Source organism: Paenibacillus aestuarii (assembly GCF_027789125.1).
Lineage (GTDB): Bacteria > Bacillota > Bacilli > Paenibacillales > NBRC-103111 > Paenibacillus_E > Paenibacillus_E aestuarii.
Genome location: NZ_JAQFVF010000071.1, coordinates 1 through 26,465, shown reverse-complemented (window position 1 = coordinate 26,465; position 26,465 = coordinate 1). Strand labels below are relative to the sequence as shown.

Below are 26,465 nucleotides of genomic sequence, written 5' to 3'. Positions count from 1 at the left end.
TAGCCTCACTCTTATCTCCCAGATTCGCTTTCATCATAGCGTCTCCGCAAGAATTAGCACCGTGCACGCCTCTGCCAAAACAAAGGAATGTCGGTTGCCGGGCTTCACAGGGCTCGTCCCTCCACCTACTCTTGATAAGAAATCGTTCGTATTCAGTTATTCCCATCATACTATAATGCGCTAGGTTGTCAAGAGACTAGCTCTCTTTAACTTTGCTTGCCAGCTGTCAAATCCGTCAATAATCAGGTAAGGTACCAGGTACCTGACAATCGTCAGGAAATGACCCGAGATCGGCAACGCGATCATCTGATGGACGTTTGTAAGAAGTCCTAGGCGCCATTTGTGAAGATCGAACCGCCAACAAACAAAGGAGCCCAGCCACATCAAGCGGCCTGAGCGCCTTCATCTTTCACTTCCGCTGCAGCAGCAGCCGCCAGCTGTCGGAGCGGCTCAAAGATCTCGTGTTACGCGCCGTATTCACAGCGCTAACAAGCAGAAAAATGGTCACATCCTCACCGCTCGTATTGTGAACCAGCACTTTGTTTGGGTTTAAATCGCCAGCTCCTCCTCTTGCGATAAACACACCCGGAGACGGCTCCGCCTCGATTTTGATCGCAAAGGCTTCATTATTGAACAAAAAGTTTAAGCTCCGCAATACGAGCCTTTGACGACTTTTCACGCGAATGACGATTTGCTGAAGCAGGATCGTTTTTCGAGCTCCAACAGCAATCGCCGACTTGCCTCCGACAATTCCGTTCAATTGAATCAACGTACTCACCCCCAAGAGACTTGTACACTACAATATTCAGCACAAGCTGCGAAGGGGAGGGCTTTGTTCCTAGGCTTTTATGCAATCTCCGACTGGCCTAAGGTAAAAAGGATTGGGGAAAACACGGACGTAATAATCGCTACAACGAGTATCGCATTCTCTACTTCGCGCGGGACAACGCCAAGCTTGGTCCCAATCGAAGCCGCAACCACGATGAGCGTTAGCCGCGAGGATAGCAAAAAACCGCCGGCAATCGCTTTACGGAATCCGAGCATCGGCCCCAAACAAAGCATGGGCACCAGCTTTACCACATACGCTGCAGCCGTCAATATGGGAACCCATGCCCAAGACTGCTTATTAGCTAGAAATTCATCCAATTTGAAGTTGTAGCCCACCATCACAAAAAATACAGGAATCAGAAATCCATATCCGAGAAGCTCCAAATGGTTCTTCAACTGAGTTTGACTGCTAGTCATAAAGTTGGATAGTAATAGCCCAGCTAAGAAGCTGCCTAAGATAGGTTCAGAGCCAGACAAATCGGTGAAAATCCCATACAACGCGATAATCGCGAGCACACCTTGCAGCTTCGCTAAGGAGTCCTCACGGATTTGTTTTTTCCAGAACACCGTACTCCGCACTTTTGTCAACACAAGAAAGGAAATCATAAACACCGGAATCAATATCCCTACCAAAGCAGAGCGCAGCTGCAAGCCTGATTGATATGAACCGGACAGCACCGAGAGAACAATAACGGTTACGAGGTCGGCTAGAATCGCTGAAGTTAATAAGATTTGCCCGTAATAACTATGAATCACGCCATTATCTTTTAAGACAGGCATCACGATTCCTAACGATGTCGTTAATAAAATGAGCATGATCATCCAAGTTTGCACGGCTGGATCGATTTGATGGATCCGCAACCCGATTAAGAAAGCGAGCGCCATCGTCCCTAAAAAAATCAGCAAAGCCACGACCAGCGGATTGTTTAGCCGATTAGAGCCGCGCTTAAAGCGGAGCAGGCTTACATCGATTTCTAACCCTGACAAGAACATCAAATAATAGAGGCCGAACTGGCTGACACCGTTTAACCAATTGATTTGTCCATCTTGATAAGGCCATATATGGGTATAAGAAATCACAATCCCTACAAGAATGTAAATTAATATGGCCGGCAATTTCACCTTTTTTAGCATGATCTGTAAAGTGAACATTACAAATAGCAGCCAAAACAAGGGCTGCAAGGTACCCTGCCATTCCAATATAAGCCCCTCCCTTCGAAGTCATTATTGGATGTATATGTTTGTCCGCCGGATGATTAGTACAGGCTGCCCCAAACATGACAAAAAGGAGCGGCTGCCACTGGCAACTGCCCCTCGGTTCCTGCATCCTTATTTTGCGCGTGCGTCGTTCCTTAATTGCCCCCTGAAGAAGTTAGAGGCAGCTGAATTTGTATCGTTGTCCCTCGCCCCTCAACGCTCGTAATGTTCAGCTTTCCGCCGTGGGCATGGATGATTTGCTGTGTGGCCACCAAGCCCAGACCAGTGCCATTTTCTTTGGTTGTATAAAAAGGCGAGCCGATTTTCTCAATAAGCTCTTGAGGGATGCCCTTCCCTTCATCGATCACCTCGATCATGACGAACTCGGCACTCGGCTTGGAGGTCTGGATGCTGATCCGCCCGCCTTCCGGCATGGCTTCCATGGCATTTTTGATCAGATTAATAAAAACTTGCTTCAACTGTGCGCCGACACAAGGGATAGCCGGCAAATCTTCCAAATGCAACGTTTGTATTTCAACTTTGTTGATTAGCGCCTGTGAGCTCATGAGCAAGATGACATCTTGAATAATCGGACTGATCTGTTCCATCTTAAACTCTTGGGCCTGCGGCTTGGCTAAGTAAAGCAATTCACTCGTAATCAGTTCTATTCGCTGCAGTTCGTCTTTCATAATATCAAAATAGTTCTTGTTCACTTCGGGTACAGCTTGTTCGATGAGCTGGACAAACCCTTTCAGCGATGTAAGCGGATTCCTAATCTCGTGAGCAATGGAAGCTGCCAATTGTCCGACTGCGGTTAGTTTTTCAGCTTGCAGCAGCATCATCTTATTTTTATTTTCCTGAGTTATATCTTTGGCTACACCATAAACACCCACTGTTTCATTATTGATAATAATCGGTATATTGGTGACCTTCACATCGATGGTCGTTCCGTTTTTGTGGTACGCCTTCGTTTCATAGTGCTGGGTAATTCCCTGGGCTGCTTGCAAAAAAAATCGCTTCGTCCGCTCCAATTCTTCTGCCGGAATAAGTGGAATAAACGACATGTTCAACAGCTCAACCTCGCTATAACCTAACAATTGCTCCATCGCCGGGTTCACCCGCTGGTAATTCCCTTCCAGATCAAAGGCAAAAACCGCGTCAGGGTTATATTTAAACAAGGATTCATAGTGCTGTTCCTTCGTCAACGATACCCCCTTCTTGCGCGTAATGTCTTGAAAGTAGATCGATAGACCGCTGGATGAAGGGTAAGCTCTCACTTCAAACCAACGCGCTAGAGGCGGATAATAGGCATCGAATTCAACCTTCACTTGCTCAAACATAGCTTTATGATAGTGGGCAAAAAACGGTAAATGAACCGCATCCGGCAATTCACTCCATATGCATTTGCCAATAAGATCTTCCTGCGTGCGGTACAAAATTTTTGCGGCTTCCTCGTTCATATAAGTGAATTCCCAAGCACTATTGACGGCAAAGAAGGCATCCGTAATTCGATCTAGAACTTCATAGTGTTCATGCAAACCGGCCATATTTTCCCCTCGTTTCGCTTTAAGTGCTTTCAGTCAGCAAAAAAGCCTAAATAAGAGCTGCGATCGCAACTTTTATTTAGGCTTATGTCCAGCGTTCTTTCTGGTTCATTACCGCCAACTTATTGACCCGGATTTAAAGTGAACACGATAACGCTTTTATCTAGATGAAAATCCCAGTCCACAAACACATCTATAACATCCGTTTTTAGAAATCTCTGAAAATGACCATTGTTATGCAAATGACTTTTTTCCAAACTGCGTTTGGCCAACCTCAAACTTTCTTCGTGTCCGATCCGAATTAACTCTTTCTCTATGCTGATCAGGATCCCCTTGCGAATGACGAGAAGAGTTCGCTCATTAATTAGATAGGAAAACAATTCGTCCGCCGGCTTCTCCACTTGTTGACTTATAGTTTGAATCTCGCGATGGAGCTCCTCTTTCCCTGTATATGCTGCTTCCGGGAAGGATTGTCCGTGCTCCTCCTCAGATTCGATGCCGACCATGATCCCGGATTGATTATGCAATCCCCAGTCATAATAAAATTCACGAATATTCATGCCAGCAAGCAGCAGCAGGTAAGCTTTGATTTCAGGAATCAACGACTTCATTAATAAGTCTCTGGTCGCCTGAATCGAATGAACCTGGTCTTGCTGAAGGAGAATCTTTTCAGTGGGTGATAAGAAGTTGCGTAAATAGAGAACCACATACGGGCGATTAATGCTGACAAAAATCGATTGGGGACCTTTACCAAAAGCCTCTCGAAGCAATCGGCCTACGTAGCCCGCGATTTCAGTTTGAGCCTGTTTATCCAAGATCATCCGTCCCTAACTGAGGCAAAAGCATTCAATCTCTCACCCTAGATTCATTGTAAATAGTTATTTGGAAGAAAACAACAGAAACTTCATCTATTATGCACATTTTGCAGCCATTTATCCACGATTGGGCAAAATCGAACTTACTTTTGATTCGGATTGAGAATAAACACGATGATGCTTTTATCCAGATGAAAATCCCAATCGGCAAAAACGTCCACAATAGGGGCTTTAATCATTTTTTGAAATTGATTGTTATTGCGTAAATAGTTTTTTTCAAGATTGCGCTCCGCCAGCTTCAGGCTATCTTCAAAGCCAAGGCGAATTAATTCTTTGCCAATGTTGATCAGGATACCCGTTCTGACAATCAGCAGTGTTCGTTCATTAATCAAATAAGAACTCGTCTCATCCGGTTTCTTTTGAATCTGACGGCTGATGCTGTCGATCTCGTAGTGCAGTTCCTCTTTACCTGGATAGCTTTCCTGCGTGCTGAACGCTGCAAGATCATTGTCGGGTTCGATACCGACAAGCACGCCGGAATGATTATCCAGCCCCCAGTCATAGTAAAACTCCTGGATATTCATACCCGTAAGCAGCAGGAAGTAGGCTTTGATCTCGGGTATCAACGACTTCATCACTAAGTCTCTTGTCTGCTGAACCGAACCGACCTGGTCTTGCTGCAAAAGAATCTTTTCCGTTGGCGATAAAAAGTTCCTTAAGTATATAACAATAAACGGGCGACTGATGCTAACATAAATTGATTGCGGTCCTTTACCAAAAGCTTCTCGCAGCAACCTTCCGATGTGACTCGCAATTTCGTATTGAGTTTGCTTTTCATTCTTGTCCAAAAAACCCATCCTCGATTTAGGTAAATCCATTCTTTTACCTTCATTTATTTAGTCACGCAAAGAAAGAAAAAATAGAGACAAAAAAAGCCTAAATAAAAGTTGTCGTAAACAACTCCTATTTAGGCTTATGTCCAGCGCTGTCTCTGGTTCATTAAGGCCGAATTGGTAGTTAATCGAAAAATAACTTAACAAGTAGAAGGTAAAAGCTTCATTTCATTTACCCTAGCCATTATTTTAATAATTTTTTTATCATTTCACAAGAAGAAATTTATCCAAATGAAGAATCGCTAGGCTTCGCTGACCATCCGATTGGTCAAAGCGCCAAGCTTTTCGATTTCAATGGTGACAACGTCACCTGGTTTCAAGTATACTCGCTGATCCTCGGGATAACCGAGAACAACGCCTTCTGGCGTTCCTGTCAGGATGATGTCCCCTGGAACCAATGTCATATGCTTAGAAATATAGCTGACGATTTCATCACAATGGAAGATCATATCCGAGGTGTGGGATTGCTGGCGAACCTCCCCGTTCACCTTGCAGGTGATCGATAAATCATTGGGATCGCCGACTTCATCAGCGGTGACGAGGTACGGCCCTAACGGGCTGAAATCGTCACACGTCTTGCCGAGCAGCCATTGCCCCGTTCTGTTCTGCAAGTCCCGGGCGGACAAATCGTTCACATTGCAATACCCGAAAACGTGCGCCTGCGCCTGCTCCCGCTCCACGTATTTCGCTTGCTTGCCTATAACAATGACCAATTCAGCTTCATAGTCCACTTGGCTCGTCACTCTTTCCGGCAAAGCAATCGGCTGAAGATGACCCGTCAACGTGTTGTTGAATTTGTTGAACAGAATCGGGTATTTCGGGATGGGCGCATTCGTCTCTTCCGCATGCCGCCTGTAATTGAGCCCGACACAAATGATTTTATTCGGACGGGTGACACAGGGACCGAACTTGATATCCTGTTCATTACATACATATGTACCGGCTTCTGTGCCTGTCAGGTTAATGCCTGCGATATAGCGCTGCAAGGCAGCAAGCGGTTCTGCACCCCCGGAGATGACATCCATAATATCCGTTGGTACAGCAGTGTCCGGGTATATGTCAAGCGCAGCTTTAATGTCAATAATTTGCTCTTGCTGCGTCCTGACACCTAGACGGAATTTCCCTTCCCGTTCAATCGTAACAAATTGCATATGTATAACATCCTTTCAATAAATAAAATTTATCAGTCCAAATCTGACATATCTATCCTATCTGTCAATCAGCTAAGCATTTTTCCCGAACGTTACCCCGCCGTCCATATACAAAGGTGAGCCCATCATGAACTTGGATTCATCGGAAGCCAGGAACAGCGCTGCCTGCGCGACGTCTTCCGGCGTGCCGAGATCTCCGCTGAGCTGTCTGGATTTCAGGGAAGCAATAGCGGCCTCAGGATCGTCATAGGAGCTTCTCAAATAATTTTCCACAAAAGGCGTCATGATCGTCCCGGGCAATAAGGCATTCACCCGGATGCCGTACTTCGCATAATCAACCTGCATCGATTTCGTTAAAGCAAGCACCGCGCCCTTCGATGCTGAATAAGAGGCTCTCCTCGCCAAGCCAATCTCTGCGATGCAGGAAGACATGTTGATGATGCTGCCTGAACGCTGCTCCATCATATGCGGCAGCACAGATTTCGAGGTCAAATAGACTCCGCGAATATTGACATTCATCACGCGATCCCAGGCATCGAGCTCAATCTCGTGGATGGCCCCGACACCGCTGATGCCCGCATTGTTAAACAGAACATCGATGCGGCCAAATCGTTCAATCGCTCGCTTGACCAGAAGTTCAACGGCATCCGGCTGTGTAACATCCGCTTGAATAAAAGCAGCCTGCCCGCCAAGGGCGGCAATTTGCTCCACTGTTTGCTGGCCAGTAGTTTCATCCACATCATTAACAATGACACTAGCGCCCTCTCGGGCAAATAATGCGGCGGCAGCCCGGCCTATGCCCGAACCGGAACCTGTAATCAATGCCACTTTCCCCTGCAATCTCATGTTCAACAGCTCCTTAGGTTTGATAGATGAACCGAAGCCCCTCTTCCTTTGAATCCGTTTACATGTTTATTATAAGACCTTTCTGCCCGTAAGAACAAATAAAATAGCCTCACGGACTGCACCCCATTACCTCTCACTTTCACCCTTGAAATTGGGCAAATCCGGATTACAGCAACTGAGCCCCTCACTTTCACGAAAAAATCCCTCAACAGCCGACTAAGGCCATTGAGGGGATAACGATTGAGAATTCTCTTCAGCGTCACGAAGTTGAGTGCCTCTGCTGTACAGGCTGCAGAGGCATCGAAGCTTGCGACTTGCAAAATAAATGCCCGAACAAAGAAGCAAGCAGCTGCTGGAATAGCATGCACATAATGACAGGCATAGCGACAGGCGGCGGAAAATACGAAACGGCCAGCACAGCTCCGGCGCTGTTATTCCTCATTCCGCTGTTGAACACCATTGTGACCATGACGGACCGGTCCCACTTCAGCCATTTGGCGAGCAGCCAGCCCAACACATAGCCCGTCGAGGCAATAAGGACGATGACACAAGCGGTCAGCACGAGTTTACCGTCAATTTTGGTAAAATAGGGGGCAACCACAGCGCTGTTAATGGCAATGGTGATCGCCAACGCGATTTTGGAGAATGGTGACAGTTTGCGTCCCACCCTCTCCTTCACCCTTCCCTGTGTCAACTGGTTGAGAAGCATCCCCAGCAAGGAGGGAAGGACGATCATGAAGATGAGGCCTTTCATCATGCCCGGCACATCCATTTTTACCTGAACACCCATGAGAGTCTCCATCGTTAAAGGAACGAGAAACGGCGACAGCAGTGTATCGATTAATATCACCGACAGGGTTAGCGCAATGTTGCCTTTATAGATCGACGCCCACATAAAACTGACTACACCGGTAGGAATAACGACCATTAAGATGAAACCGGTCCGCAAGTACACATCGTCGTGAAACAAAACAAGACCGATAAGCCAAGCAACCGCTGGCATCAGCACGTGCAAAGCCGTCATCGTCACGAAGATCGGGAACGGGTGGGCTAACGCTTTTTTCAAATCTTTAAAGTTCATGCTCAAGCTGCCCGCAAAGGTCATAAAGCCGAAAATCCACGGAACTAAATATGCGTACGATTTTAACCATACTGTCAAAACAATGCCAATCATGACACTCGCTGGCGTAATCAGCGGCAGCCATTTCTCCAAGCTTTTATTTAATGTGTTCAGCATGGTCTTCTCTCCCGTCTCCGCTTTACTCCGATAAAAGCTTTAATTCACAATACGCCATCAGCAGCGGTGCTACGCCATGGCCGTTATTATTCACGATCGCTTCGCTCTCCGTGTAGTACTTGAAGCTTCCATCCCGAATTCTGCCTGTATCCGGGTTCTTGCCAAGCCCTGCACTGCGGCAGATGCCGCCCAGAAGCACCTCCCCCTGTTCCTCGCGGAGATAGTGCCGGACGGTGCCCGCAAATGCAGCTTGACCGAGCTCAGCGTACCTTGCCGGCAAGAACCCCAGGCGCGCCCCCTTCAACATCGCATAAGCCAGCATCAAAGTCCCGCTGGATTCCAAATAATTCCCAGGTTGATCACCCAGATCGACAACCTGGTACCACATCCCCCCGCTGTGCTGGTAAGGCAGCATGCCTTCCACCGCTTCTTGCAGCAGCGCTTTCAACGGTTCGCTGTCAGCAGGCTCATCTTCCAAAAGCTCCAGCACGTCAACCAGCGCCATCACGAACCAGCCTACCGCACGCCCCCAGACATGCGGAGACATTCCCGTGGATTTGTCACACCAGAACATCTCCCGGCTCTCATCATAAGCATGGTAGTATAAACGATTCTGCTCATTGAAAATAAACTTCCGAACATTCATAAACTGATGAATCGTATCGGAATAATCTTTATTGTCCGCAAATTCCTTGATGTATCGTACCAGGAACGGCTGCCCCATATAAAGACCGTCGAGCCAAACTTGAAATGGATAATTTTCTTTATGCCAAAAATTCGCGTTCTTAGTTCTTGGATAAGTTTTCAATTGCTCATAGATCAAATCCATCACCTGCTTATAGCGGGGATCCTTTTCTTTTTGATAAAGGTCGAAGAGGACAGTGGCTGGTCTGATCTGATCGATACTATAATAGCGAACATCAATTTCCGGGATGCGCCCCTTCTCATCATAGAGCCGGTCGATGAACTGTTTGACGAAGCGGTAGTATTTGTCATCGCCGGATTGATGATAGCTGTCCAAATAAGCTTTGAGCAAGCAGCTCTCAATGTAGTGCCACCTCAAGGAAAACCATTTTCCTTCGCTTTCGATATACTGATCCCGCATTTGCTCCAACATTGGATTATTCATCCGATATCCCTCCCCTTTCTTGATTGACTCAGATTTCACGGTATTGGCCCGGGGTCATCCCGGTCAGCTTGCGAAACGTGCGGATAAACCCGGTGGAATTGGCATAATTCAGACGCTCGGCGATTTCCGAAATTTTCATATCCGTCTCTTTCAGCCATTTTTTCGCCATGTTCACCCGATAGGTCGTCAGATACTCGATGAACGTAACGCCTGTCTCTTTCTTGAATACACGGCTTACATAAACAGGGTGATATTTCAGCTGGTTGGCGCAAGCTTCAAGCGTAAGATCCTGCTCGTATCCCTCGTGAATCATTTCGATCATTTGGTGCGTGAGATTGATGTACTGCGAATCTGCGCGCCCTTTGAAGAAAGCAAGCGCCGGCGGCAGCAAATCGGACTTGAACCACGTCGTAATCTCCTGCACGGTGTTCAGCTTCATGAAAGAATGAAGCATGGAATTCGTGCCGATCAAGCTTTCCAGCGTACCGCCCTGCTTCTGAACCAGCCCGTGAATCCGCGTGATCAGCTCGACCATGACAAGTTGAAAATCGTTAAAACGAATATCCTTCTCCATTATCGATGCCACGAATTGGTCGAATTGTTCAAACGTCGACGTGGCGTCTCCGGTTTTTAACGCGTTAACCAAATAATCCGCCGACTGGCTCCAGGAAACTGTCAAATGCATGCTGTTCGCAGGCACGGACTCGATATCCTCGTAGTGGATAATCATATCGCTCCCCAGGCGAATTCTCCGCTTAAGCGCTTCCAAAGCTTCGGCGTGCGCGTTCATGGCATCCGTATAGCGGGTAAATACCCGGCTGATGCCCATGCTGACTTCCAGCTGAAGCAGCTCGTGCACCTTGGATTTGATTTCTTCCGCTGCCTGATGAAAACAGTTCTGCAGCTCCCGGTGATCATCCGTATCGCCGGTAAGCAGAGATACCTGGGACTGGTCCAGCAGCAGGGAGCCCAGCAAGCGGTGAGCGGGCAGCAGCTCGCTGACGATGTTATGAATCGCGAAGAGCAGCAGCTCCTTATCGCTCTCCAAATATCGCGTATCCTGCAAGGAATCGATTTGCAGCGCAATCACGCCCATAGCCTTCCCTTTTTCGGCGAAGCCGTACGTATCGCATTTGAAGGCGAACTCGCTCTCTGTCACCTGGCCCATGAACAGCTTCAACAAAAAGAACTCTTTCATCTGTCCCTTCTGGCCTTGAAGCTGTTGCTGAAACTGCTTGCGTGTACGGAATAAAGCATGAAATCGATCTTCGATAAAAGCAAATTCATCCTTCCTGCGCGTCTCCGCAGCTTCACCCCCGAATTGCTCCATAATCCGAAACAACCGGCGGATGGGCGAGTACAGTCGTCTGCTTCCGTAAAATGCGGCGCCGGCAATGATGACAAAGACGGCCAGACAGACGTTTACCGTAAAAAAAGCGATCTTCTTCGATTCCATCGTCACTTGATCGATAGAGACGACGGAAGCATAAATCCAATTATAGGAAGATGCCCGATAATTAACAGCCGTTGCTTTACCTTCGTAATATCCACTCGCACCGCTTACGGTTTTCAGAGCCGTCAAGAGCGAATCCGGGATGCCTGTTGCGCCTGTATTGCTTAAGAACGGCATGTGCTCGCGGTTCAGAACGTATATATCGCCGAGCTGCTTCGTTTGCGACAGCCCTTTCTCCAATTCTTTCTTCGACATCTCGATGATGAGCAGCGCTTTGGGCGTTGTCGAAGGGGCGATCATCGGCAGCTTCACCACCATCCGAATCCCTTGTTCATCGGCTTGCCAGAACAAATTGAGCGGATTCCGGGCATACGCCTGCAAGCGCTCGGGCTCCGTGTTCCCCTCCATTCCGGTAAAGCCCAGATTGCTGATCATCCAGTCTTTCTCCAAATTCACGAGCTGGGTGTCGGACACGCCCGATAAGGATTGCAAATTATATAAACCTTTGGCAAGGCTTGTTATCGTTTGGAAATCGTCATGAGTTAATGCATTGTAGAGGTTGTCATTGACAAGTGGCGAGTTTAAATATTGCACGGCTCCCATTTCTACATTTTTCAATACTTGCTCAATTCTCATCTGGTTCTGCAGCAAAATCTGGTCGTTGCTTTCTTTCACTTTCTTCTCTATATCCTGAGAGGAAATTTGATAAGAAATCATGCCGATCGTGATCACTGGTATGGCTACCAGCAGCATGGCGAAGAGGATCATGCGGTATAAATAAGTGCGCATCTTCGTTCTCCTCACTTCGGATAACTTTCGATCCAATGACCCTATTATATATCAAAACCAGACGCCCGGCTGGTAAAGTTCGGGCGACTGTTCACTTTTTACTTTTTCGTTTGCGCCGTACGATCTTGAAGCTGATGTACGGAGACGTTCCCCCAGCTCAGATCTTCCACTCGATAAAGATTGATCTGCTCCCAATCGAGCTCCATGCCTAGACCGGGCAATTCGCGTCCGGGAACGAGCAGATAGCCGTTCTCGTACTGCACCGGATGCTTGACGATGTCGCCGACATACAGCTTAGGCCCTGTCGGGTCCGACGTGTAGTTCAAATTCGCCAGCGAGCTGCCCAAGTGCGCCATCGCAGCCGTCCCTACGGACAGCTCCTGGGTCGTACCGATCAAGCACGACTTGCCGGCGACTTCCGCTGCTGCGGCTGCTTTCCGGGCGGAGGTGAGCCCGCCGATGAAAATCGGGGATATATTAAAGATATCGACCGAATCATGCTTGATCATCTCCGATTGCTGGCGGAAGCTCCACACATGCTCGCTCACCGGATATTCCGTGTTCATCCGGAAGTGATGCAGCCCTATGAAATCGTTCTGGACAGCCGGGCTTTCCACCAACTGGAAATCGTATTGCGACAGCCGCTTCGTCGCTTTCAGCGCCGCTTTCCAGTCCAGCAAATGGCTGAAATCCAGTGATTTAATGGTGACATTGGAACCGAATTCGCTCCTGACGCCATCCAGAAATGCCTCGTCTGCATCCAGATTTTTACCAACGTAAAGCCGGAATGTATCAAATCCTTGGCGCAGCCGCTCACGGACAATCGCCAAATTCTCCTGAACTTCATCCATAAAGCGATGTCGGAAGATCGGGTAGCACACTTTGATCCGCTCCTGAATTCTTCCGCCGATGAAGTCAGCGACGGAGATCCCCAGCGATTTGGCGCAAAGATCATGCAATGCTGCATCAATCCCGTTGCGGATAAAATTGCCCTTCTCATAATAGAACATCGTTTCCGGGAAGTTGGCGAGCAGTTCCATATTGATCCGTGAGATGTCAAACGGGTTCTGGCCCAGCAACATTGATTTCAGCACAACCGCCATGTCATGGATGTCCAGCGAATAATGCGGCAGATGGGAGAAATCGGACATCTCTCCGATGCCGGTTAAGCCAACGTCCGAGTCAATTTCCACAATGACATGCTTGCAGACAAACCCTGTATTTCGCGGCATTGCGATGACCGTCAAACGAAGATCTGAAATTTTCATCCTTACAGCAGCCCCCATGTTCGTAATATCATGCATACTTCCTTTTGGTCCGATGCGTTCAAAGGATCAACGGGTTCGCGCGTGACGCCTGCGCGCAGCCCGATTTGCTCCATCGCTTCCTTCACAACGACCACATTGTTGCCAGCGTTATACTTCGCGCGCAAATTCTCGAACGGCAGCACGTCCTCCCACAGCTTCCATACCGCCGGCCAGTCTTGATCGCGCAAGGCTTGCAGCATCCGTATGGACAGATCCGGATGCACGTTCATAAGGCCGGATGTAAAGCCTTTGGCGCCGGCATTGAAGAAGAACGGCGCCCATTTCTCCGCCGTGCCGCAGATCCAGGCGATGTTGTGCCCGGTGCCGACCCGGCGCACGGTATGGGTAAACCGCGGAAGATCGTTGATGGCGTACTTCACGCCAACACATTTGTCCAGCGGTGCCAGTGAGAGCAAGATATCGTCGGACACTTGCGCATCTTTGAGATAAAGGATGGACGGGATGTCCAGGCCTTCGATCACGTTCCGGTAATAAGTAACCGCACCGGACGTCGTGATATAAGGGTGGATCGGCTGGTGGATCATCACGCAATCCGCCCCAACCTGCTGCGCATGCCGGCCAAGCTCGATCGCGGTGGCAACGGAATAGCCGATCCCTGCCATGACAATGGCGCGTTGATTAACGATGCCCACGACCCGCTCCGTCACTTGCTTGGCCTCTTCCAGCGTCAGCGCATAGAATTCGCCGGTATTGCCGCACGGCACAATCACCTCTGCCCCATGTGCCAGCAAGAACTCAATGTTCGCTTCCAAGCCTCCGCAATCAATGCGGCGCGTCTGTTCATCAAACGGCGTAATATTGATCGCTGATATCGTTTCCAGTTTTTTACTGAATGCTGCGTAATTCATAGGCTTATCATCCCTTCGTTCGCGCTTCGTGCGAATGGATTACGGCGTAATCACAACCGTTTTAACCTGCGTAAAAAACTCGATGGCCGCTCTTCCCTGTTCACGGGAATAAGAGCTGGACAACTTCATGCCGCCAAAAGGGGCTTGCGGCTCTACGCCGGCGGTTTCCCCGTTGACCTTGATCAAACCGGCCTCGATGCGATTCACAAAATGATGGATATGCTTTTGATTGTGCGTAAAAATGGCGGCTGCCAAGCCGTACCGGACGCCGTTCGCCAGTTGAATCGCATGATCGAGATCATCGGCCTCATGAATGAGGAGCACCGGACCGAATATTTCCTCCTGCGCAAGCGTCGACTGCGGGTCGACATGGTCCAGTATCGTCGGCTCGATATAGTAGCCCTTGGCGAATTCGCCTTCTGTCTTCGCTTGCCCGCCGGCCAAAATTTCGGCGCCTTCGCGGACTCCGCTTTGGATGAAGTCGAGTATCGACGCATGCTGCCTTTTGGAAACGACCGGTCCCAAATAGCAGCCGCTGTCCCGTGGATCAGACAGTTGAATGCGCTTGGCCCGCTCGACGAGCAGGGAGGTCAATTGCGCCTTTACCGGCTTCTCGATGATGACACGGCTGGTCGCCGTACACTTCTGGCCTGCAGACCGCATCGCAGCACTGATGATGGTATCGGCCGCCCGCTCCAGATCGGCATCTGCCAGCACAATCGTCGCGTTCTTACCGCCCATCTCCAGCTGGTATTTCGCATGGCGGGCCGTGGCGGCTTGGGCGACCTGCTTGCCGACGGCGTCCGAGCCTGTGAAGGAGATCCCCGTCACGTCGGGGTGATCGAGAATACGCTGGCCGACAACGGAGCCTGAGCCGCTCACCAGCTGAACGACACCTTGCGGCAAACCGCTCGCTTCCAGCAGCTGCATGAGCCGTGCAGCCGTTATGGTGGCAGGCTCGGCCGGCTTCCAGACCACCGTGTTGCCGAAGATAAGTGCCGGGGCGAGCTTCCAGACAGGGATGGCAACAGGGAAATTCCACGGCGTGATCAGGCCGGCGACGCCAAGCGGCACTCGCGTCGTGTATAGGTGGGAGATCCCGTCCGTGGCAGGCAGGACGTCGCCGACGCTGCGCAGCCCTTCACCGGCATAATAGCGCAGCAGCACGCCAGCTCGGCTGACTTCTCCGCGCGCTTCGCCGAGCGGTTTGCCCATCTCCGCCGTCAGCAGCTGTGCCAAATCTTCCAGATGGTCCTCCAGCATCTGTGCCGCTTTAAACAAATAGTCCGCCCGCTGCACGCCGGACAATGCGGACCAGTTCGGGAGCGCCTGCTTCGCGCTCTGTACAGCCAAATCCACGTCAGCCGTGCTCAGCTGCGTGCTGCTCCCTACCAGCAGCTCGGTATTCAGCGGGCTGTAATGTGCCTTAGCCGGACGGCTGCCGGGTTCTACCCAGCAGCCATTGATGTAGCCGGTGCTTTCAATCACTTTTACATGGGTTTGCATGCATGTCCCTCCATATCTATGCGCCGATGCGTGTGAGCCTTACTTGTTCGTTTTGGCATATTCCGCCGTATATTCGTCGATGACCTTCTGCCCGCCCGCTTTCAGCCACTTATCCAGTTCGGCCTGCCAGCCGGCATCATCGATTTTCCCCATAATGTACTTGGTTTGCGCGTCGCGAATCATGTTATCCAGCTCTACGCCTTTTTCGGTATACGTTACCGAATTAAACGTCAGCGCTACGTTAGGAACGACGCTTTGCAGGTTCTCAGCTGCAATTTTTGAACCTTTCGCCTGCAGCTCGTTCTGCTTCAAAGGAATGCCTTTGCCCGTTGTCTCAAAAGACGGCAGGCTGTCGCGATATGGCTTCACTTCCAGGTTGAACAGCGTCAAATCTTTAAATTGGGCTTTGCCGTCCGCCGTCTTTGTGAAGTGCTTGCCTTCAATTCCTCTCGTCAACAATGTCGACATGTCAGCATCCAGCAGCTTATTGAAAAAGCCCAGCAGCCGCTTCAGCTCTGCTTCTGTCTTCACGCTTGATTTCGGGAACAGGTAGAAGCCGTTATTCCCCGTTTCTGCGGGAATTTTCAGGCCGTTGGGCCCTGTGAACGGTACGACATCGACAACGGCATTCGGCGTTGATTTGGACACGTTATCGAACGAAGTTGCTGATGCGGTGACCACGGTGTTCACGCGAATGCCGACCTTGCCCGCATTCCATTTATTGTCGGAATCTGCTGTTTGCACGATCGAGAAGTCTTGATTTATTAATTTTTCCTGGAACATGCGCCGGAGCAGCTTCATCGTGTCCATATAAGGTTTGGTCATAAACTCGGCGACAATTTTCCCGTTTTCAACGCCCCATTTATTCGGCGCTCCATTGGGCACCGACAGGCGCGTCATAAAGCTGTTGCTTTGCACCGGATCGTTATAGTTTTTGTCCAGGAAGAACCCGTACGTATCGGGTTGGCCGTTCTTGTCGGGATCTTTCTCGGCCATGGCTTTGGCCACATTGTACCAATCATCGAGCGTTACCGGCGGTTTAAGTCCCAGCGCATCAAACCAGTCTTTGCGGTATACGATACCGGCACGCCCAATGTCCCTGTATAACGGCAGCCCATACAGCTTGCCATCGACTTTAATGTTGTCGTAATACATCGGGCTGAGCTCCGATAAATTTTTGTAATCTTTTAACAGCGGTCCAATTTCCCAAAACAAACCGGACTGAATGGCGTTCAGGGTCGACGCGTTCGCCTTCACTTTAAAAGCTTTCGGCATTTCGCTCGAAGCGATCATGATGTTCTTCTTGTCTTCAAAAGCTGCATCGGGAATCCACTGAATATCGATTTTGGCATTCGTATACTTCTCCATGGCTTGCTCAATATCGCTGCCTTTCTTCGGCGCTTCCCCGACTTGCGGCGTAGCGATTGTCACCTCTAGCGGCGTATTGTCCGCCCCTGCCGACTCTTCTTTGGCTGGAGCGCCATTGCTGGTGCATCCGGCAAGTGTTCCAGCTGTGAACGCAATCGTGCAAAATAAAGCTACAGATCGTTTTCTATTCATTTGTACCCCTCCAGTAATCGGATCATGACAGTGCATCTTTATATGATAAACTTGATCGGTTATCCCTTGACGGAGCCTAACAAAGCACCTTTGGCAAAATGCTTCTGCAGGAACGGATAGACCAGTACGATAGGGACAGTCGCGACTACAATGGACGCCATGCGGATCGTTTGCGGCAAATAATCCGCCGGATCGGACTGCGAGGTTGAATCCCCGATCCTATCCTGGGACAGCAGAACAATTTGCCTGAGCACAACCTGTACCGGCCATTTTTCGGAATCATTGATGTAAATGACCGCATTGAAAAAAGTGTTCCAATGGCCTACAGCGTAGAACAGCCCGAACGTCGCCATTGCCGGCATAGACAGCGGCAGCACGATCCTGAACAAAATACCGATATCGTTGCAGCCGTCGATTCGCGCAGCGTCTTCCAAGCCGTCAGGGATTTGTTGGAAAAAGTTCTTCAGCACGACCAAGTTAAACGCGCTGATCGCCGTAGGGATCATAAGTGACCCATATGTATTGATGAGACCCAACGATTTGACGACAAAGTAGGTCGGGATCATACCGCCACTGAACAGCATCGTAATGAGAATCATCAGCATGAGTGTTCTTCGGCCCCGCAGCGTCGTGCGAGCCAAAGGATAGGCTGTGATCGAAGTGAGCAATAGATTGATCATCGTCCCTAAAGCGGTTACATAAATCGATACGCCAATGCTTTTCACCATTGTACCTGTTGAGAAAATGTATTTATAGGCGCTAAGCGTAAATTCAGTAGGCACCAATAGCAGTCCGCCTTTGACCACCTCTGAAGGTGAGGCAAACGAGACGAAGACAATGTAGATAAAAGGAATGATTGTGATCAATGAAACAAGGGTTAATAGCGCGTAGTTCACCCCATCGAACCATTTATTGCTGAACGTCTTGTCATTCATCGGCATTTGTTCACAGCCTCCTTCTTAAGCCATCACTAGTAAACGCCCTCTTCGCCGAATTTCTTCGCCAGCCTGTTCGCGCCGAGCACCAGCACGAGTCCGACTAGCGATTTGAATAGACCGACTGCGGCGCTGTAGCTATATTGGGCTTGGGTCAATCCTTTCATATAGACGTAGGTATCGAACACTTCACCGACTTCTCGGTTCATGGAATTGAGCATCAGGAAGATGTGCTCGAAGCCGGTATCGAGGAAGCTGCCCAGCCGCAGAATGAACAGGATTACGATCGTGCTGCGAATTGCCGGCAATGTGATATGCCATAGCTGCCGCCAACGGCCGGCCCCGTCCATGCGTGCAGCTTCATACAATTGCAAATCGACGCCGGACAAAGCGGCTAAGAAAATGATCGTTCCCCAACCTGCCTCTTTCCAAATGGATTGACCGATGATCATCGGTCTGAACCATTCTTCGCTGAGCATGAACGGAATCTTCTCCGCCCCGAAGCGCACAAGCAATTCGTTCACGACACCGCCTTCTGTGGTGAAGAGCACGTAGAAGATCCCAACCGCAACGACCCACGATATGAAATGCGGTACATACAGCAGCGTCTGGACAACTTTCTTAAACAGCGCTTGGCGCGCTTCGTTGATCATGAGAGCTAGAATAATGGGAAGCGGAAAGAAGAACACCAAATTATAAACGGCTAGCAATAATGTATTTCGAAACAAGGTCCAGAATTGGGGCTCTGTGAAAAACCGCTCAAAATGTTTGAAGCCAACCCAGGGGCTGTTCATAAATCCGGTAAATGGCTTGTAGTCCTGAAACGCCATCACCAAGCCAAACATGGGCACATATTTGAAGACGATAAAATATAAAATTCCAGGGATTAAAAGAAGATACATCCACCGATCTCTGATGAGATCTCGCAACAGCTGTGATCGTTTGAACGAGCTCACCTGGGCTCCTTGCATCTGCGCTTCCAATGGTTGCTGCACTCAGCATCCTCCTGACTGATTGGGATTGGCTACTAACTCGTATCATAAGTGACTGTTCGCGTTTCCGGCTACCGTACTCATTTAACTTCTTGTACGCACGGTGTGAAAACCCTCACATGGCGGAGGTTTACAGCGCCACGCAAGGGTGAGTTATCATTTTTTACAGTTATCGTCATGGTTTAACTTCATCCTGCGGAAGCAAAAAAGAGCAGGCTGCAATCGCCTGCTCATGCTTGAAATCCATATGTCGCTCATCATATAATGACCAAAAATAGGAGGTGGTTCATCTGGCGGCGAATTTATCCACGTCTCAGCAATTAGCACTTGCGCATATCTCTGAGTATGCAAAAAAGTACAAACATGAGGCGGACCCAACCATTGAGGAAATTTTGCGGATGTGTAACCTGGAGAGGACGACCTATGATCAGGCGATAACGAAGCTCAAAACCTATGCAAGAGTCGCTTTGCACTTTCATCCGGACCGGCCAGATCCAACGATGCGAAGTGTGGCGGAAAACCTGCTTGAACAAGGGGTTTATAAAAGTCAATTTGAGACCTTCCTATCCAACGGCAGTGTGTCGGCCTATCCAGGCGGGCACCGGGACGTGTGGGAGCGGCAGTTATTTAACGGAGCCTATGACGGCGCCGCCCCTAACGAGCGTCCCAAGTATGGCGCCCTGGATATCATGCTGCATCCGGATGGACCTGCACCTCGGTTTGGTTCGTGCTATTTCCTTTTATCCCCTGAAGTTTCCCGGCGCTGCACCTATACCTATTCGGATTCGCATCAAAACCCCAAAGAAAAGGGGACGTATGAGCAATTGGATCTCGTCCTATCTGCTCTTTTGAGCGATGCGTTCTTTCGTGATTTTGCCATCGGTGAAAAAAATATATCAGTGTCGAAGCTCATTCGCCATATGCTCGTTCAGCTGGAACAACCGTTCCAGCCCCCCTGCAACAAAGCGCCCAACCGCAATCTGAATCACTACATCGAAGCCCAGATTCATGGCGACATTTCGCTGCGAGATGATGTCAGCATCCTTGTAGCTGATCCATCCTTCAAGGGCACATCTATTGGTGGCGTCCTCGAACAAATATGCCTCAAGTATGCCATTAAGCTTTATTGGCATATGGGTTTTGTCCTCTCGATGGATGATGTGCCTATGGATTTTCGAGGTCCATCGATGCCTTCTCTGGCCCGAGCAATTGCCCGGAACGGACTCATTGATGCAAGCGTAATCGGCTTGGCAGCGATGGATTTGAAACGAAATCCAGACGCTTGGAGCGACAGAGGAACGTACGAGCAAGTGCTCCAAGAACTGAAACTAATGTGGCATGTTCTCGTACGGTACGGGAAGCCGATGCGATAGGCGGGATGGCTGAAGGCCAGATCGCCGTTCGACCGTTCAGTTGCCCCGCAGCTGATGCCACATCGTGACCATATCGATCCAGCCCCGGTGCTCGGTAATCTTGCCATCCACAACACGATATTGACGGTAAAGCGTGACATCCATCGTACGCCCTGTAGGCGCCGTGCCAAAAAACATGCCTTGATGCGTGCCTTTTACCGTCATTCTGACGAGCACCTTATCTTCTTGACCAATGATCGACTCGATCGTATAGTGTTTGTCGGGAAATGCCTCCAAGATCGTTAAGGCGAATTTCTTCAGGCCTTCCTTGGATTGGTAAGCAAGCTCTTGGTAATCATCGGACAAATAACGCTCCGTACTCTCCAATTCATTTTCGTTCCAAAATGCCTCGATAAACTCGTGTACCGTTTCCACATTGCGCTGTTCTAGTGTTTTCATGTTCAAGATCATCTCCTTTACGTCATGTTTCAAGCTTGCAGCTGCGGCAGAAGCGTGGATGTGTCGAGCCAGCCCCATTGTTCCGTAATGTTTCCCTCGCTCACGCGGAATTCACGGAATTGCGTCACTTTCACGATTTTCCCCGTCGGCGCATACTGTACGAATTGGCCCGAGTGCACAGCCGTTATCATGATTCTCGCGATGACCTTGTCGCCCTGGGCTAAAATTTCATCGACCGCGTACCGCCGATCCGTAAATGCCGCTGCCATTTGCAGAGCAAAGAATTGCCCCGTCTCCTCCAATAAACGCCGATTGTTAGCGTCCTCTATAAACGCGGTCACCGTTTCAGCATTTTTTTGTTCCAGCGTCTTCATACATACCATCTCCTTGTTTAGGTTTTTCACGACGATCAAAACGTTACCTTACAGTCACATATCAAGCAAAAAAAAATGACCTCATCAGTTCAATGTGAAGCTGCGCTAAAAGACTTCATCTTCGTCTGGCCGCTGCGGCTGACAAACTATTTTGCTTATGTTAATATGTGACTATAAAGTCACTTGTCATGTTTCAATAATACGTTACTAAATAGTCACATGTCAAGCGGTGCATACCCGTTTTTTTAGATTGCCATGAAAGGATGTGTTTCGATTGGACAACGATATTTTCAAAGCGCTCGCTGATCCCAGCCGCCGTATGCTATTGGACCTGCTTCAAGCCTCTGATGGCCAGACGCTGAATGAACTCTGCACTCCGCTCGACATGTCCCGCTTCGGCGTTATGAAGCATTTGAACGTCTTGGAGGAATCCGGACTCATTACGACAAGAAAAGAAGGCCGCGAGAAGCTTCATTATTTGAATGCAGTGCCGATTCGCCAAATTTATGAACGATGGGTAAGTAAATACACCGAGCCTTGGCTCATTGGTTTAACCTCACTACAAGACGAATTGGAGCGTGACAACGATATGAATAACATGCCTAAGCATGTGAACCGGATCGCGATTAAAGCAACGCCTGAACGTGTATGGCAAGCTTTGACGGACCCGGCGCAAACGTCGAAGTTTTGGTTCCAATGCGCCGTTCGATCGAGCTGGGACATCGACTCCCCATTTGAGCTTTGGAACGGTACGGAGAAAAAAGCGGAAGGGATCATCCTCGACATCGACCCGCCGCGAAAACTCGTGATGAGCTGGCGCTTTCTATCTTTCCCCGGCACGGAGAATGACGTCCCGTCACGGATGACGTGGGAGATCGTAGCCCATCCGGAGCTTCACGGCGTGACGCTTGTCACGGTTGTGCATGATGAAATCGAGCTGGCTGCGCAGACGGCGAATATCCTCATGAACGGCTTGCCGCTCGTTCTATCGGGTATGAAGACGCTGCTGGAGACCGGGGAAACGCTCGCTGGCGAATAAAACAAAACCACGCCGTTGTGAACCGCACCTATTTGTTAAACAAAATCTAACAGGTGGGGTCACATCACTATGGCGTGGTTTCCTCTTTATTTTACATATACACCGCTGACCAAATCATCCGCTATCGCCTCTGTAGGAATGACAAACTCTATCACGCCCATATACCCAGGGGCAACCTCATATTTGTTAAAAGAAATGACCAGCTTGCCGTCCGCATTGATATAAAAGTTTTGATCGGGGCCAATGTTTTTAAATGCTGCATTCGCCTGATTAGGTACACCTTCAACCCAATATACCTTTTTATCGTCCGCTTTCATCTGCGCCTTCATTTGTTCCTTAACGTTGTCACTGATCAAACTGATATAACGATCGTCTTTGAATAAGCTCGGCAGTGTGAGTAACACTTCATTTTTCTTATCGATGGTGTCATATTTGAATGTCGTTGAAGACGAGCCCACTGTGTTGACAACGTAGCGGCCGATCGCAAGAATTTGCTCATTATCGGTTTTCACCGTATAGCCGCTATTCACTCCCAAGTGGCCATCGCCGTTTTGCTTTAATTTTGCCACATCCGCGGTAAATTGATCATAAAGCTTTTTGTTTTCTTCCACATATTTGCTATTCAGCGCAGCCTCCAAAGACTGATTTGTCATGTTTGTAACTGCAGGCACCTGGAACGTTGCTTGCGCATTGCCCTCATTGACCACAACTTCTTTGAACGTCAACACTTTGACGATCGAACCGACAACCGGCACTTCCGATAACGCCTTGGCAAAAGCGGGATTGCTGTTAACCCCCGTCGTCGTGCAAACGATAATTGCCGCCGCAATGCCGATCACCCACTTCATATAGGCTGATTTTGTCTTTCTTTGTTTGATCGCTTGTTTTACGATGAAATCCAACTCCTTCGGAATCGAGATGTTCTCGTATTGTTCTTTCAACGGTTTCAGCTGCTCACCCATCTTATTTAACCTCCCGCAAAACGTCATCACTCATCGTGATGCGCAGTTTGTTCAGCGCTGTGTACAAGCGCGTCTTGATCGTGTTCACGTTCTCGTTCAGGACGTCGGCAATTTCTTCAATTTTCAAATCTTCAAAATATCTGAGCACGATAACGCTCCGGTAAAGGGCGGGCAATTCGTCCATCGCTTTTTTCAAATCCAAATTGGCATACTGGTCCTCGGAGACGGGGCCATGCACTTCAAGCGTCTGGTCATCCACAATTTGGATGCGCTTATGTTTTCTCAAGAAATCCAGCGAGGTGTTGACCACGATTTTATAAAACCAGCTCTTCATCGAACTCTCGGCTTTCAAGCTGCCGGCTGATGAAAAAGCTTTATGGATCGCCTCCTGCACAATATCTAGCGCATCATCGGCGTTTTTCACATAGCTGTAAGCCAGGCGGTACACATTTTCTTTGTGTTCGGTTATACACTCAATCAACAATTTCTCCATTTTCTTATTCATGCCAAAATCTCCTTTTGATACGCGCGTATCAATCACTTGCCTTACACTTGTAGGACGCAGGGGCGTCTGAAAAAGTTTGCGGAGACAAAAAAAAGAACCCCACATCGTAGAGACTACAATACGGGTCCTTCTATTTACTGCTTACTCTCCTTGCACATAAGGGATCGTCAGCGGGCCCAGCGGCAAAACCGCAACGCGCATCTCCTCGCCGTAACGCCCCTTAAGCTGCGCCAGCAGCTCGTCGATATCCGGCACCGGCGTGAACATCGCCTTGCTCACGTCCTCATCCGGCAGCGATGAATGGACGTACACGTCCGCCCAAACCTGCACAACCGCCTGCTTCTGCACCTGCCACTGATCAAACATTTGAAACGACCCGCTGTTGATCAGTTCCAAAATCTCCTGCGGCGTCTTGCGCAGCTGCAAAATTTCCGCATAGTTGCCATGATTGGGCAACCCGTCCGAGCATTCCGCAGCGCAGATGATCGCGCCGCCCTGCTTGACGATTTTATGCGCCGCGCTCATCCCTTTGACGGCTTGGTACAGATTCTGATCGAGCGGATAGCCGGAGTTCGAGGTGATCACCACGTCGTAGCGCGCATCGACCGCCACCATCGCGTGCTCCTTCACAAATGCACAGCCAGCCGCATGCGCCTCGAACAACTCGCCGGCAAACACTGACGTAATCGCTTTGTCCTTATTCAACGTCACGTTCAGCATAAATTCCGGCTTGCACATCCGGTTGACCTCCGCGGCCATCTGCTGCAGCGGGTTACCGGTCATGTTGCCCCAGGTGGCGAGCGGGTCGCCGATCATCCGGGCGTTATGAAATGTCAGGATGGTTTCGATGCCGGCAATCCCTGGCATAATACCCTTCGGACCTCCGGAGAACCCGGCGAAGAAATGCGGCTCAATAAAGCCGGTCACAATCCGGAAGTCCGCTTCAACATAATCTTTATTTAAGTACACATCACAGCCAAAGCTGCTTCTTCCGACATGCACGAGTTCTTCCTTTACTTGGCAATGATGGTTGATGACGCGCACACGCCGGACGACATCCGCCCCCAGCATCTGCTCCAACTCTTCAGGTGTTTGGTCGCGATGCGTGCCAGTTCCGTTAATAATCACGAACTGTTCATCCGGTACATGTGCCAGCTCTTCCAGCAGCCATGGCACCAGCTTATGGTTCGGCGTCGGCCTTGTAATATCGCTGATCACGATGGCTACCCGATCGGACGGCTTCACCCTCTCACGCAGCGGGCGGACATCTCCGATCGGCTGACGCAGCGCTTCTTCGAATGCCGCTTTCTCATCGTCGAACCCGTCCAAATGCTGCGGCTCAATAATCGTTGCTGAATCCGGTACTTCTACCGCAAGCTGTCCTCGGCCATATTGCAATAAAGTTTTCACTCGCATCACCCCTTAAGAGATGTACAATTTGAAAAGCGCCTGCGTCCCGCAGTCTTGATCCCCTTGCTGTACGAGCTGTTCATAGAGCGACTTAGCCAGTTTCACGCCATGCATGTCCAGCCCGATCTCTTCCGCAGATTGCAGCGCAATATTTAGATCCTTGATAAAATGCTTCACAAAAAAGCCCGGCTCAAAATTGCCCGCCAGCATCCGCGGCCCCAAATTGCTCAGAGACCAGCTGCCTGCAGCGCCGGTTTCAATGCTTTTCAGCACGGTTTGCGGATCCAATCCAGCCTTCTTGGCGTAGCTCAGCGCTTCGCATACCCCCATCATATTCGAGGCGATGGCGATCTGGTTGCTCATCTTCGTGAATTGGCCGGCGCCTGCCGCCCCTTGGTACACGATATTCGTGCCCATCGCTTCAAAAATCGCCTTAACCGCCTCGAACGCAGCCTGATCGCCTCCGACCATGATCGACAATCGGGCTTCCCTTGCCCCTACATCTCCGCCGGACACCGGAGCGTCCAACGAGAAGCAGCCTTTGGCCGATGCGGCCTGTTGGATCGACTGCGCGAGCGATGGACTCGACGTCGTCATATCAATCAAGTACGTACCTGGCTTGGCATTCGCCACAATGCCATTGTCGCCTAGATAGAGCTCCTCCACGTCATGCGGATACCCGACGATCGAGATCACAACCTGAACCGTGTGTGCCAGTTCAGCAGGACTATCGTGCCAAATTGCGCCTTCCACTATCAATTCATCTGCCTTGGACTTCGTCCGGCTGTATACGTGCAGCTCGTGCCCTGCCTTCATCAGATTTCTCACCATACTTTTTCCCATAACGCCCGTACCGATAAATCCGATGCTCGCTTGCTTGCCTAAACTCATTTCGTTGTCCTCCTTAGGTATGTATAAATACTATGACGATCCTTTCTTATAATTCTACCACTACTAGCTCAAGAAACAAAAAAAGAAGCAGCCGCCTCATCAGCAAACTGCTCTTCATCACCTTGCGGTTCCATCCACCTACTTCCCACACGCAATCAGATTCTACCCAATTGCAGACGCTACTCCCACCGCTAACACCGCTCCAGTCCGGTTTTGCCCAACTACAGACGCTACTCCCACCGCTAACACCGCTCCAGTCCGGTTTTGCCCAACTACAGACGCTACTCCACCGCTAACACCGCTCCAGTCCGGTTTTGCCCAACTACCGACGCTACTCCCACCGCTAACACCGCTCCAGTCCGGTTTTGCCCAACTACAGACGCTACTCCCACCGCTAACACCGCTCCAGTCCGGTTTTGCCC

The 26,465-nt window shown here is 49.7% G+C and carries 24 protein-coding genes and 1 riboswitch; of the genes, 2 read left to right on the top strand and 22 right to left on the bottom strand.

Features of this window, described 5'->3' with window-relative positions; genetic code table 11:
• Nucleotides 1-8 precede the first annotated feature (8 nt).
• A riboswitch (SAM riboswitch) is annotated at nucleotides 9-141 on the bottom strand.
• A 268-nt stretch (nucleotides 142-409) separates the two neighbouring features.
• The 16 genes from O9139_RS25185 to O9139_RS25110 all read right to left on the bottom strand — a co-directional run bounded on the left by O9139_RS25185 (nucleotide 410) and on the right by O9139_RS25110 (nucleotide 19,030).
• The gene (locus O9139_RS25185) at nucleotides 410-769 is read right to left on the bottom strand and encodes a hypothetical protein (RefSeq protein ID WP_270884513.1); all 360 of its coding nucleotides are present in this window, start codon (nucleotides 767-769) and stop codon (nucleotides 410-412) included.
• Nucleotides 770-846: 77 nt separating this feature from the next.
• Complete coding sequence (locus O9139_RS25180) at nucleotides 847-2,028, bottom strand: cation:proton antiporter (RefSeq protein WP_270884512.1); 1,182 nt, start codon at nucleotides 2,026-2,028, stop codon at nucleotides 847-849.
• 152 nt (nucleotides 2,029-2,180) lie between these two features.
• Nucleotides 2,181-3,572, bottom strand: a complete 1,392-nt coding sequence (locus O9139_RS25175; protein ID WP_270884511.1) for a PAS domain S-box protein — start codon at nucleotides 3,570-3,572, stop codon at nucleotides 2,181-2,183.
• 119 nt (nucleotides 3,573-3,691) lie between these two features.
• The gene (locus O9139_RS25170) at nucleotides 3,692-4,390 is read right to left on the bottom strand and encodes a DUF2294 domain-containing protein (protein WP_270884510.1); all 699 of its coding nucleotides are present in this window, start codon (nucleotides 4,388-4,390) and stop codon (nucleotides 3,692-3,694) included.
• Nucleotides 4,391-4,527: 137 nt separating this feature from the next.
• Nucleotides 4,528-5,241 carry a DUF2294 domain-containing protein gene (locus tag O9139_RS25165; protein ID WP_270884539.1) on the bottom strand — a complete coding sequence of 238 codons (714 nt, stop codon included), beginning with the start codon at nucleotides 5,239-5,241 and terminating at the stop codon, nucleotides 4,528-4,530.
• Nucleotides 5,242-5,519: 278 nt separating this feature from the next.
• Entirely contained in the window at nucleotides 5,520-6,428 is a 909-nt protein-coding gene (locus O9139_RS25160) for a fumarylacetoacetate hydrolase family protein (protein WP_270884509.1), read from the bottom strand.
• A gap of 72 nt (nucleotides 6,429-6,500) precedes the next feature.
• Entirely contained in the window at nucleotides 6,501-7,274 is a 774-nt protein-coding gene (locus tag O9139_RS25155; protein WP_270884508.1) for an SDR family NAD(P)-dependent oxidoreductase, read from the bottom strand.
• A gap of 259 nt (nucleotides 7,275-7,533) precedes the next feature.
• Nucleotides 7,534-8,511: a bile acid:sodium symporter family protein gene (locus tag O9139_RS25150; RefSeq protein ID WP_270884507.1), complete on the bottom strand. Its 978-nt coding sequence runs from the start codon at nucleotides 8,509-8,511 to the stop codon at nucleotides 7,534-7,536.
• 22 nt (nucleotides 8,512-8,533) lie between these two features.
• On the bottom strand, nucleotides 8,534-9,640 hold the full coding sequence (locus tag O9139_RS25145) for a glycoside hydrolase family 88/105 protein (RefSeq protein WP_270884506.1): 1,107 nt from the start codon (nucleotides 9,638-9,640) through the stop codon (nucleotides 8,534-8,536).
• A 28-nt stretch (nucleotides 9,641-9,668) separates the two neighbouring features.
• Nucleotides 9,669-11,882: an AraC family transcriptional regulator gene (locus O9139_RS25140; RefSeq protein ID WP_270884505.1), complete on the bottom strand. Its 2,214-nt coding sequence runs from the start codon at nucleotides 11,880-11,882 to the stop codon at nucleotides 9,669-9,671.
• Between the two features lie 98 nt (nucleotides 11,883-11,980).
• Nucleotides 11,981-13,150 (bottom strand): mandelate racemase/muconate lactonizing enzyme family protein, encoded by a 1,170-nt coding sequence (locus tag O9139_RS25135; protein WP_270884504.1) that lies wholly within the window; start codon nucleotides 13,148-13,150, stop codon nucleotides 11,981-11,983.
• 2 nt (nucleotides 13,151-13,152) lie between these two features.
• Nucleotides 13,153-14,058, bottom strand: coding sequence for a dihydrodipicolinate synthase family protein (locus O9139_RS25130; protein ID WP_270884503.1), 906 nt, complete (start codon nucleotides 14,056-14,058; stop codon nucleotides 13,153-13,155).
• A gap of 39 nt (nucleotides 14,059-14,097) precedes the next feature.
• A complete protein-coding gene (locus O9139_RS25125) occupies nucleotides 14,098-15,564 on the bottom strand; it encodes an aldehyde dehydrogenase family protein (protein ID WP_270884502.1) in 1,467 nt (488 codons plus the stop codon).
• A 39-nt stretch (nucleotides 15,565-15,603) separates the two neighbouring features.
• Nucleotides 15,604-17,124, bottom strand: a complete 1,521-nt coding sequence (locus O9139_RS25120; protein WP_270884501.1) for an extracellular solute-binding protein — start codon at nucleotides 17,122-17,124, stop codon at nucleotides 15,604-15,606.
• A 59-nt stretch (nucleotides 17,125-17,183) separates the two neighbouring features.
• Nucleotides 17,184-18,065 carry a carbohydrate ABC transporter permease gene (locus O9139_RS25115; RefSeq protein ID WP_270884500.1) on the bottom strand — a complete coding sequence of 294 codons (882 nt, stop codon included), beginning with the start codon at nucleotides 18,063-18,065 and terminating at the stop codon, nucleotides 17,184-17,186.
• A 29-nt stretch (nucleotides 18,066-18,094) separates the two neighbouring features.
• Nucleotides 18,095-19,030 carry an ABC transporter permease gene (locus O9139_RS25110; RefSeq protein WP_270884538.1) on the bottom strand — a complete coding sequence of 312 codons (936 nt, stop codon included), beginning with the start codon at nucleotides 19,028-19,030 and terminating at the stop codon, nucleotides 18,095-18,097.
• A gap of 311 nt (nucleotides 19,031-19,341) precedes the next feature.
• Here O9139_RS25110 and O9139_RS25105 point away from each other — a divergent pair, with 311 nt between their 5' ends.
• Nucleotides 19,342-20,424 carry a DUF3626 domain-containing protein gene (locus O9139_RS25105; protein WP_270884537.1) on the top strand — a complete coding sequence of 361 codons (1,083 nt, stop codon included), beginning with the start codon at nucleotides 19,342-19,344 and terminating at the stop codon, nucleotides 20,422-20,424.
• Between the two features lie 36 nt (nucleotides 20,425-20,460).
• Here the strand turns inward: O9139_RS25105 and O9139_RS25100 are convergent, their stop codons facing one another.
• Both O9139_RS25100 and O9139_RS25095 read right to left on the bottom strand, forming a co-directional pair.
• The gene (locus O9139_RS25100; protein ID WP_270884499.1) at nucleotides 20,461-20,862 is read right to left on the bottom strand and encodes an ester cyclase; all 402 of its coding nucleotides are present in this window, start codon (nucleotides 20,860-20,862) and stop codon (nucleotides 20,461-20,463) included.
• A gap of 29 nt (nucleotides 20,863-20,891) precedes the next feature.
• The gene (locus O9139_RS25095; RefSeq protein WP_270884498.1) at nucleotides 20,892-21,236 is read right to left on the bottom strand and encodes an ester cyclase; all 345 of its coding nucleotides are present in this window, start codon (nucleotides 21,234-21,236) and stop codon (nucleotides 20,892-20,894) included.
• Between the two features lie 274 nt (nucleotides 21,237-21,510).
• Between O9139_RS25095 and O9139_RS25090 the strand changes: the two genes are divergently transcribed.
• Nucleotides 21,511-22,275: an ArsR/SmtB family transcription factor gene (locus O9139_RS25090; protein ID WP_270884497.1), complete on the top strand. Its 765-nt coding sequence runs from the start codon at nucleotides 21,511-21,513 to the stop codon at nucleotides 22,273-22,275.
• An 86-nt stretch (nucleotides 22,276-22,361) separates the two neighbouring features.
• On the opposite strand, the gene O9139_RS25085 is transcribed toward O9139_RS25090, so the two are convergent.
• The 4 genes from O9139_RS25085 to O9139_RS25070 all read right to left on the bottom strand — a co-directional run bounded on the left by O9139_RS25085 (nucleotide 22,362) and on the right by O9139_RS25070 (nucleotide 26,043).
• Nucleotides 22,362-23,237 carry a DUF3298 domain-containing protein gene (locus tag O9139_RS25085; RefSeq protein WP_270884496.1) on the bottom strand — a complete coding sequence of 292 codons (876 nt, stop codon included), beginning with the start codon at nucleotides 23,235-23,237 and terminating at the stop codon, nucleotides 22,362-22,364.
• 1 nt (nucleotide 23,238) lies between these two features.
• Nucleotides 23,239-23,742 carry an RNA polymerase sigma factor gene (locus O9139_RS25080; RefSeq protein ID WP_270884495.1) on the bottom strand — a complete coding sequence of 168 codons (504 nt, stop codon included), beginning with the start codon at nucleotides 23,740-23,742 and terminating at the stop codon, nucleotides 23,239-23,241.
• Between the two features lie 141 nt (nucleotides 23,743-23,883).
• Nucleotides 23,884-25,152, bottom strand: a complete 1,269-nt coding sequence (larA, locus tag O9139_RS25075) for a nickel-dependent lactate racemase (protein WP_270884494.1) — start codon at nucleotides 25,150-25,152, stop codon at nucleotides 23,884-23,886.
• 12 nt (nucleotides 25,153-25,164) lie between these two features.
• Complete coding sequence (locus tag O9139_RS25070; protein WP_270884493.1) at nucleotides 25,165-26,043, bottom strand: NAD(P)-dependent oxidoreductase; 879 nt, start codon at nucleotides 26,041-26,043, stop codon at nucleotides 25,165-25,167.
• Nucleotides 26,044-26,465: the final 422 nt, after the last annotated feature.

Coding starts and splice junctions, on each gene's coding strand:
- O9139_RS25175 (WP_270884511.1), bottom strand. CDS start 3,572: ATGGCCGGTTTGCATGAACACTATGAAGTTCTAGATCGAATTACGGAT.
- O9139_RS25170 (WP_270884510.1), bottom strand. CDS start 4,390: ATGATCTTGGATAAACAGGCTCAAACTGAAATCGCGGGCTACGTAGGC.
- O9139_RS25165 (WP_270884539.1), bottom strand. CDS start 5,241: ATGGGTTTTTTGGACAAGAATGAAAAGCAAACTCAATACGAAATTGCG.
- O9139_RS25160 (WP_270884509.1), bottom strand. CDS start 6,428: ATGCAATTTGTTACGATTGAACGGGAAGGGAAATTCCGTCTAGGTGTC.
- O9139_RS25155 (WP_270884508.1), bottom strand. CDS start 7,274: ATGAGATTGCAGGGGAAAGTGGCATTGATTACAGGTTCCGGTTCGGGC.
- O9139_RS25150 (WP_270884507.1), bottom strand. CDS start 8,511: ATGCTGAACACATTAAATAAAAGCTTGGAGAAATGGCTGCCGCTGATT.
- O9139_RS25145 (WP_270884506.1), bottom strand. CDS start 9,640: ATGAATAATCCAATGTTGGAGCAAATGCGGGATCAGTATATCGAAAGC.
- O9139_RS25140 (WP_270884505.1), bottom strand. CDS start 11,882: ATGCGCACTTATTTATACCGCATGATCCTCTTCGCCATGCTGCTGGTA.
- O9139_RS25135 (WP_270884504.1), bottom strand. CDS start 13,150: ATGAAAATTTCAGATCTTCGTTTGACGGTCATCGCAATGCCGCGAAAT.
- O9139_RS25130 (WP_270884503.1), bottom strand. CDS start 14,058: ATGAATTACGCAGCATTCAGTAAAAAACTGGAAACGATATCAGCGATC.
- O9139_RS25125 (WP_270884502.1), bottom strand. CDS start 15,564: ATGCAAACCCATGTAAAAGTGATTGAAAGCACCGGCTACATCAATGGC.
- O9139_RS25120 (WP_270884501.1), bottom strand. CDS start 17,124: ATGAATAGAAAACGATCTGTAGCTTTATTTTGCACGATTGCGTTCACA.
- O9139_RS25115 (WP_270884500.1), bottom strand. CDS start 18,065: ATGCCGATGAATGACAAGACGTTCAGCAATAAATGGTTCGATGGGGTG.
- O9139_RS25110 (WP_270884538.1), bottom strand. CDS start 19,030: ATGCAAGGAGCCCAGGTGAGCTCGTTCAAACGATCACAGCTGTTGCGA.
- O9139_RS25100 (WP_270884499.1), bottom strand. CDS start 20,862: ATGAAAACACTAGAACAGCGCAATGTGGAAACGGTACACGAGTTTATC.
- O9139_RS25095 (WP_270884498.1), bottom strand. CDS start 21,236: ATGAAGACGCTGGAACAAAAAAATGCTGAAACGGTGACCGCGTTTATA.
- O9139_RS25085 (WP_270884496.1), bottom strand. CDS start 23,237: ATGGGTGAGCAGCTGAAACCGTTGAAAGAACAATACGAGAACATCTCG.
- O9139_RS25080 (WP_270884495.1), bottom strand. CDS start 23,742: ATGAATAAGAAAATGGAGAAATTGTTGATTGAGTGTATAACCGAACAC.
- O9139_RS25070 (WP_270884493.1), bottom strand. CDS start 26,043: ATGAGTTTAGGCAAGCAAGCGAGCATCGGATTTATCGGTACGGGCGTT.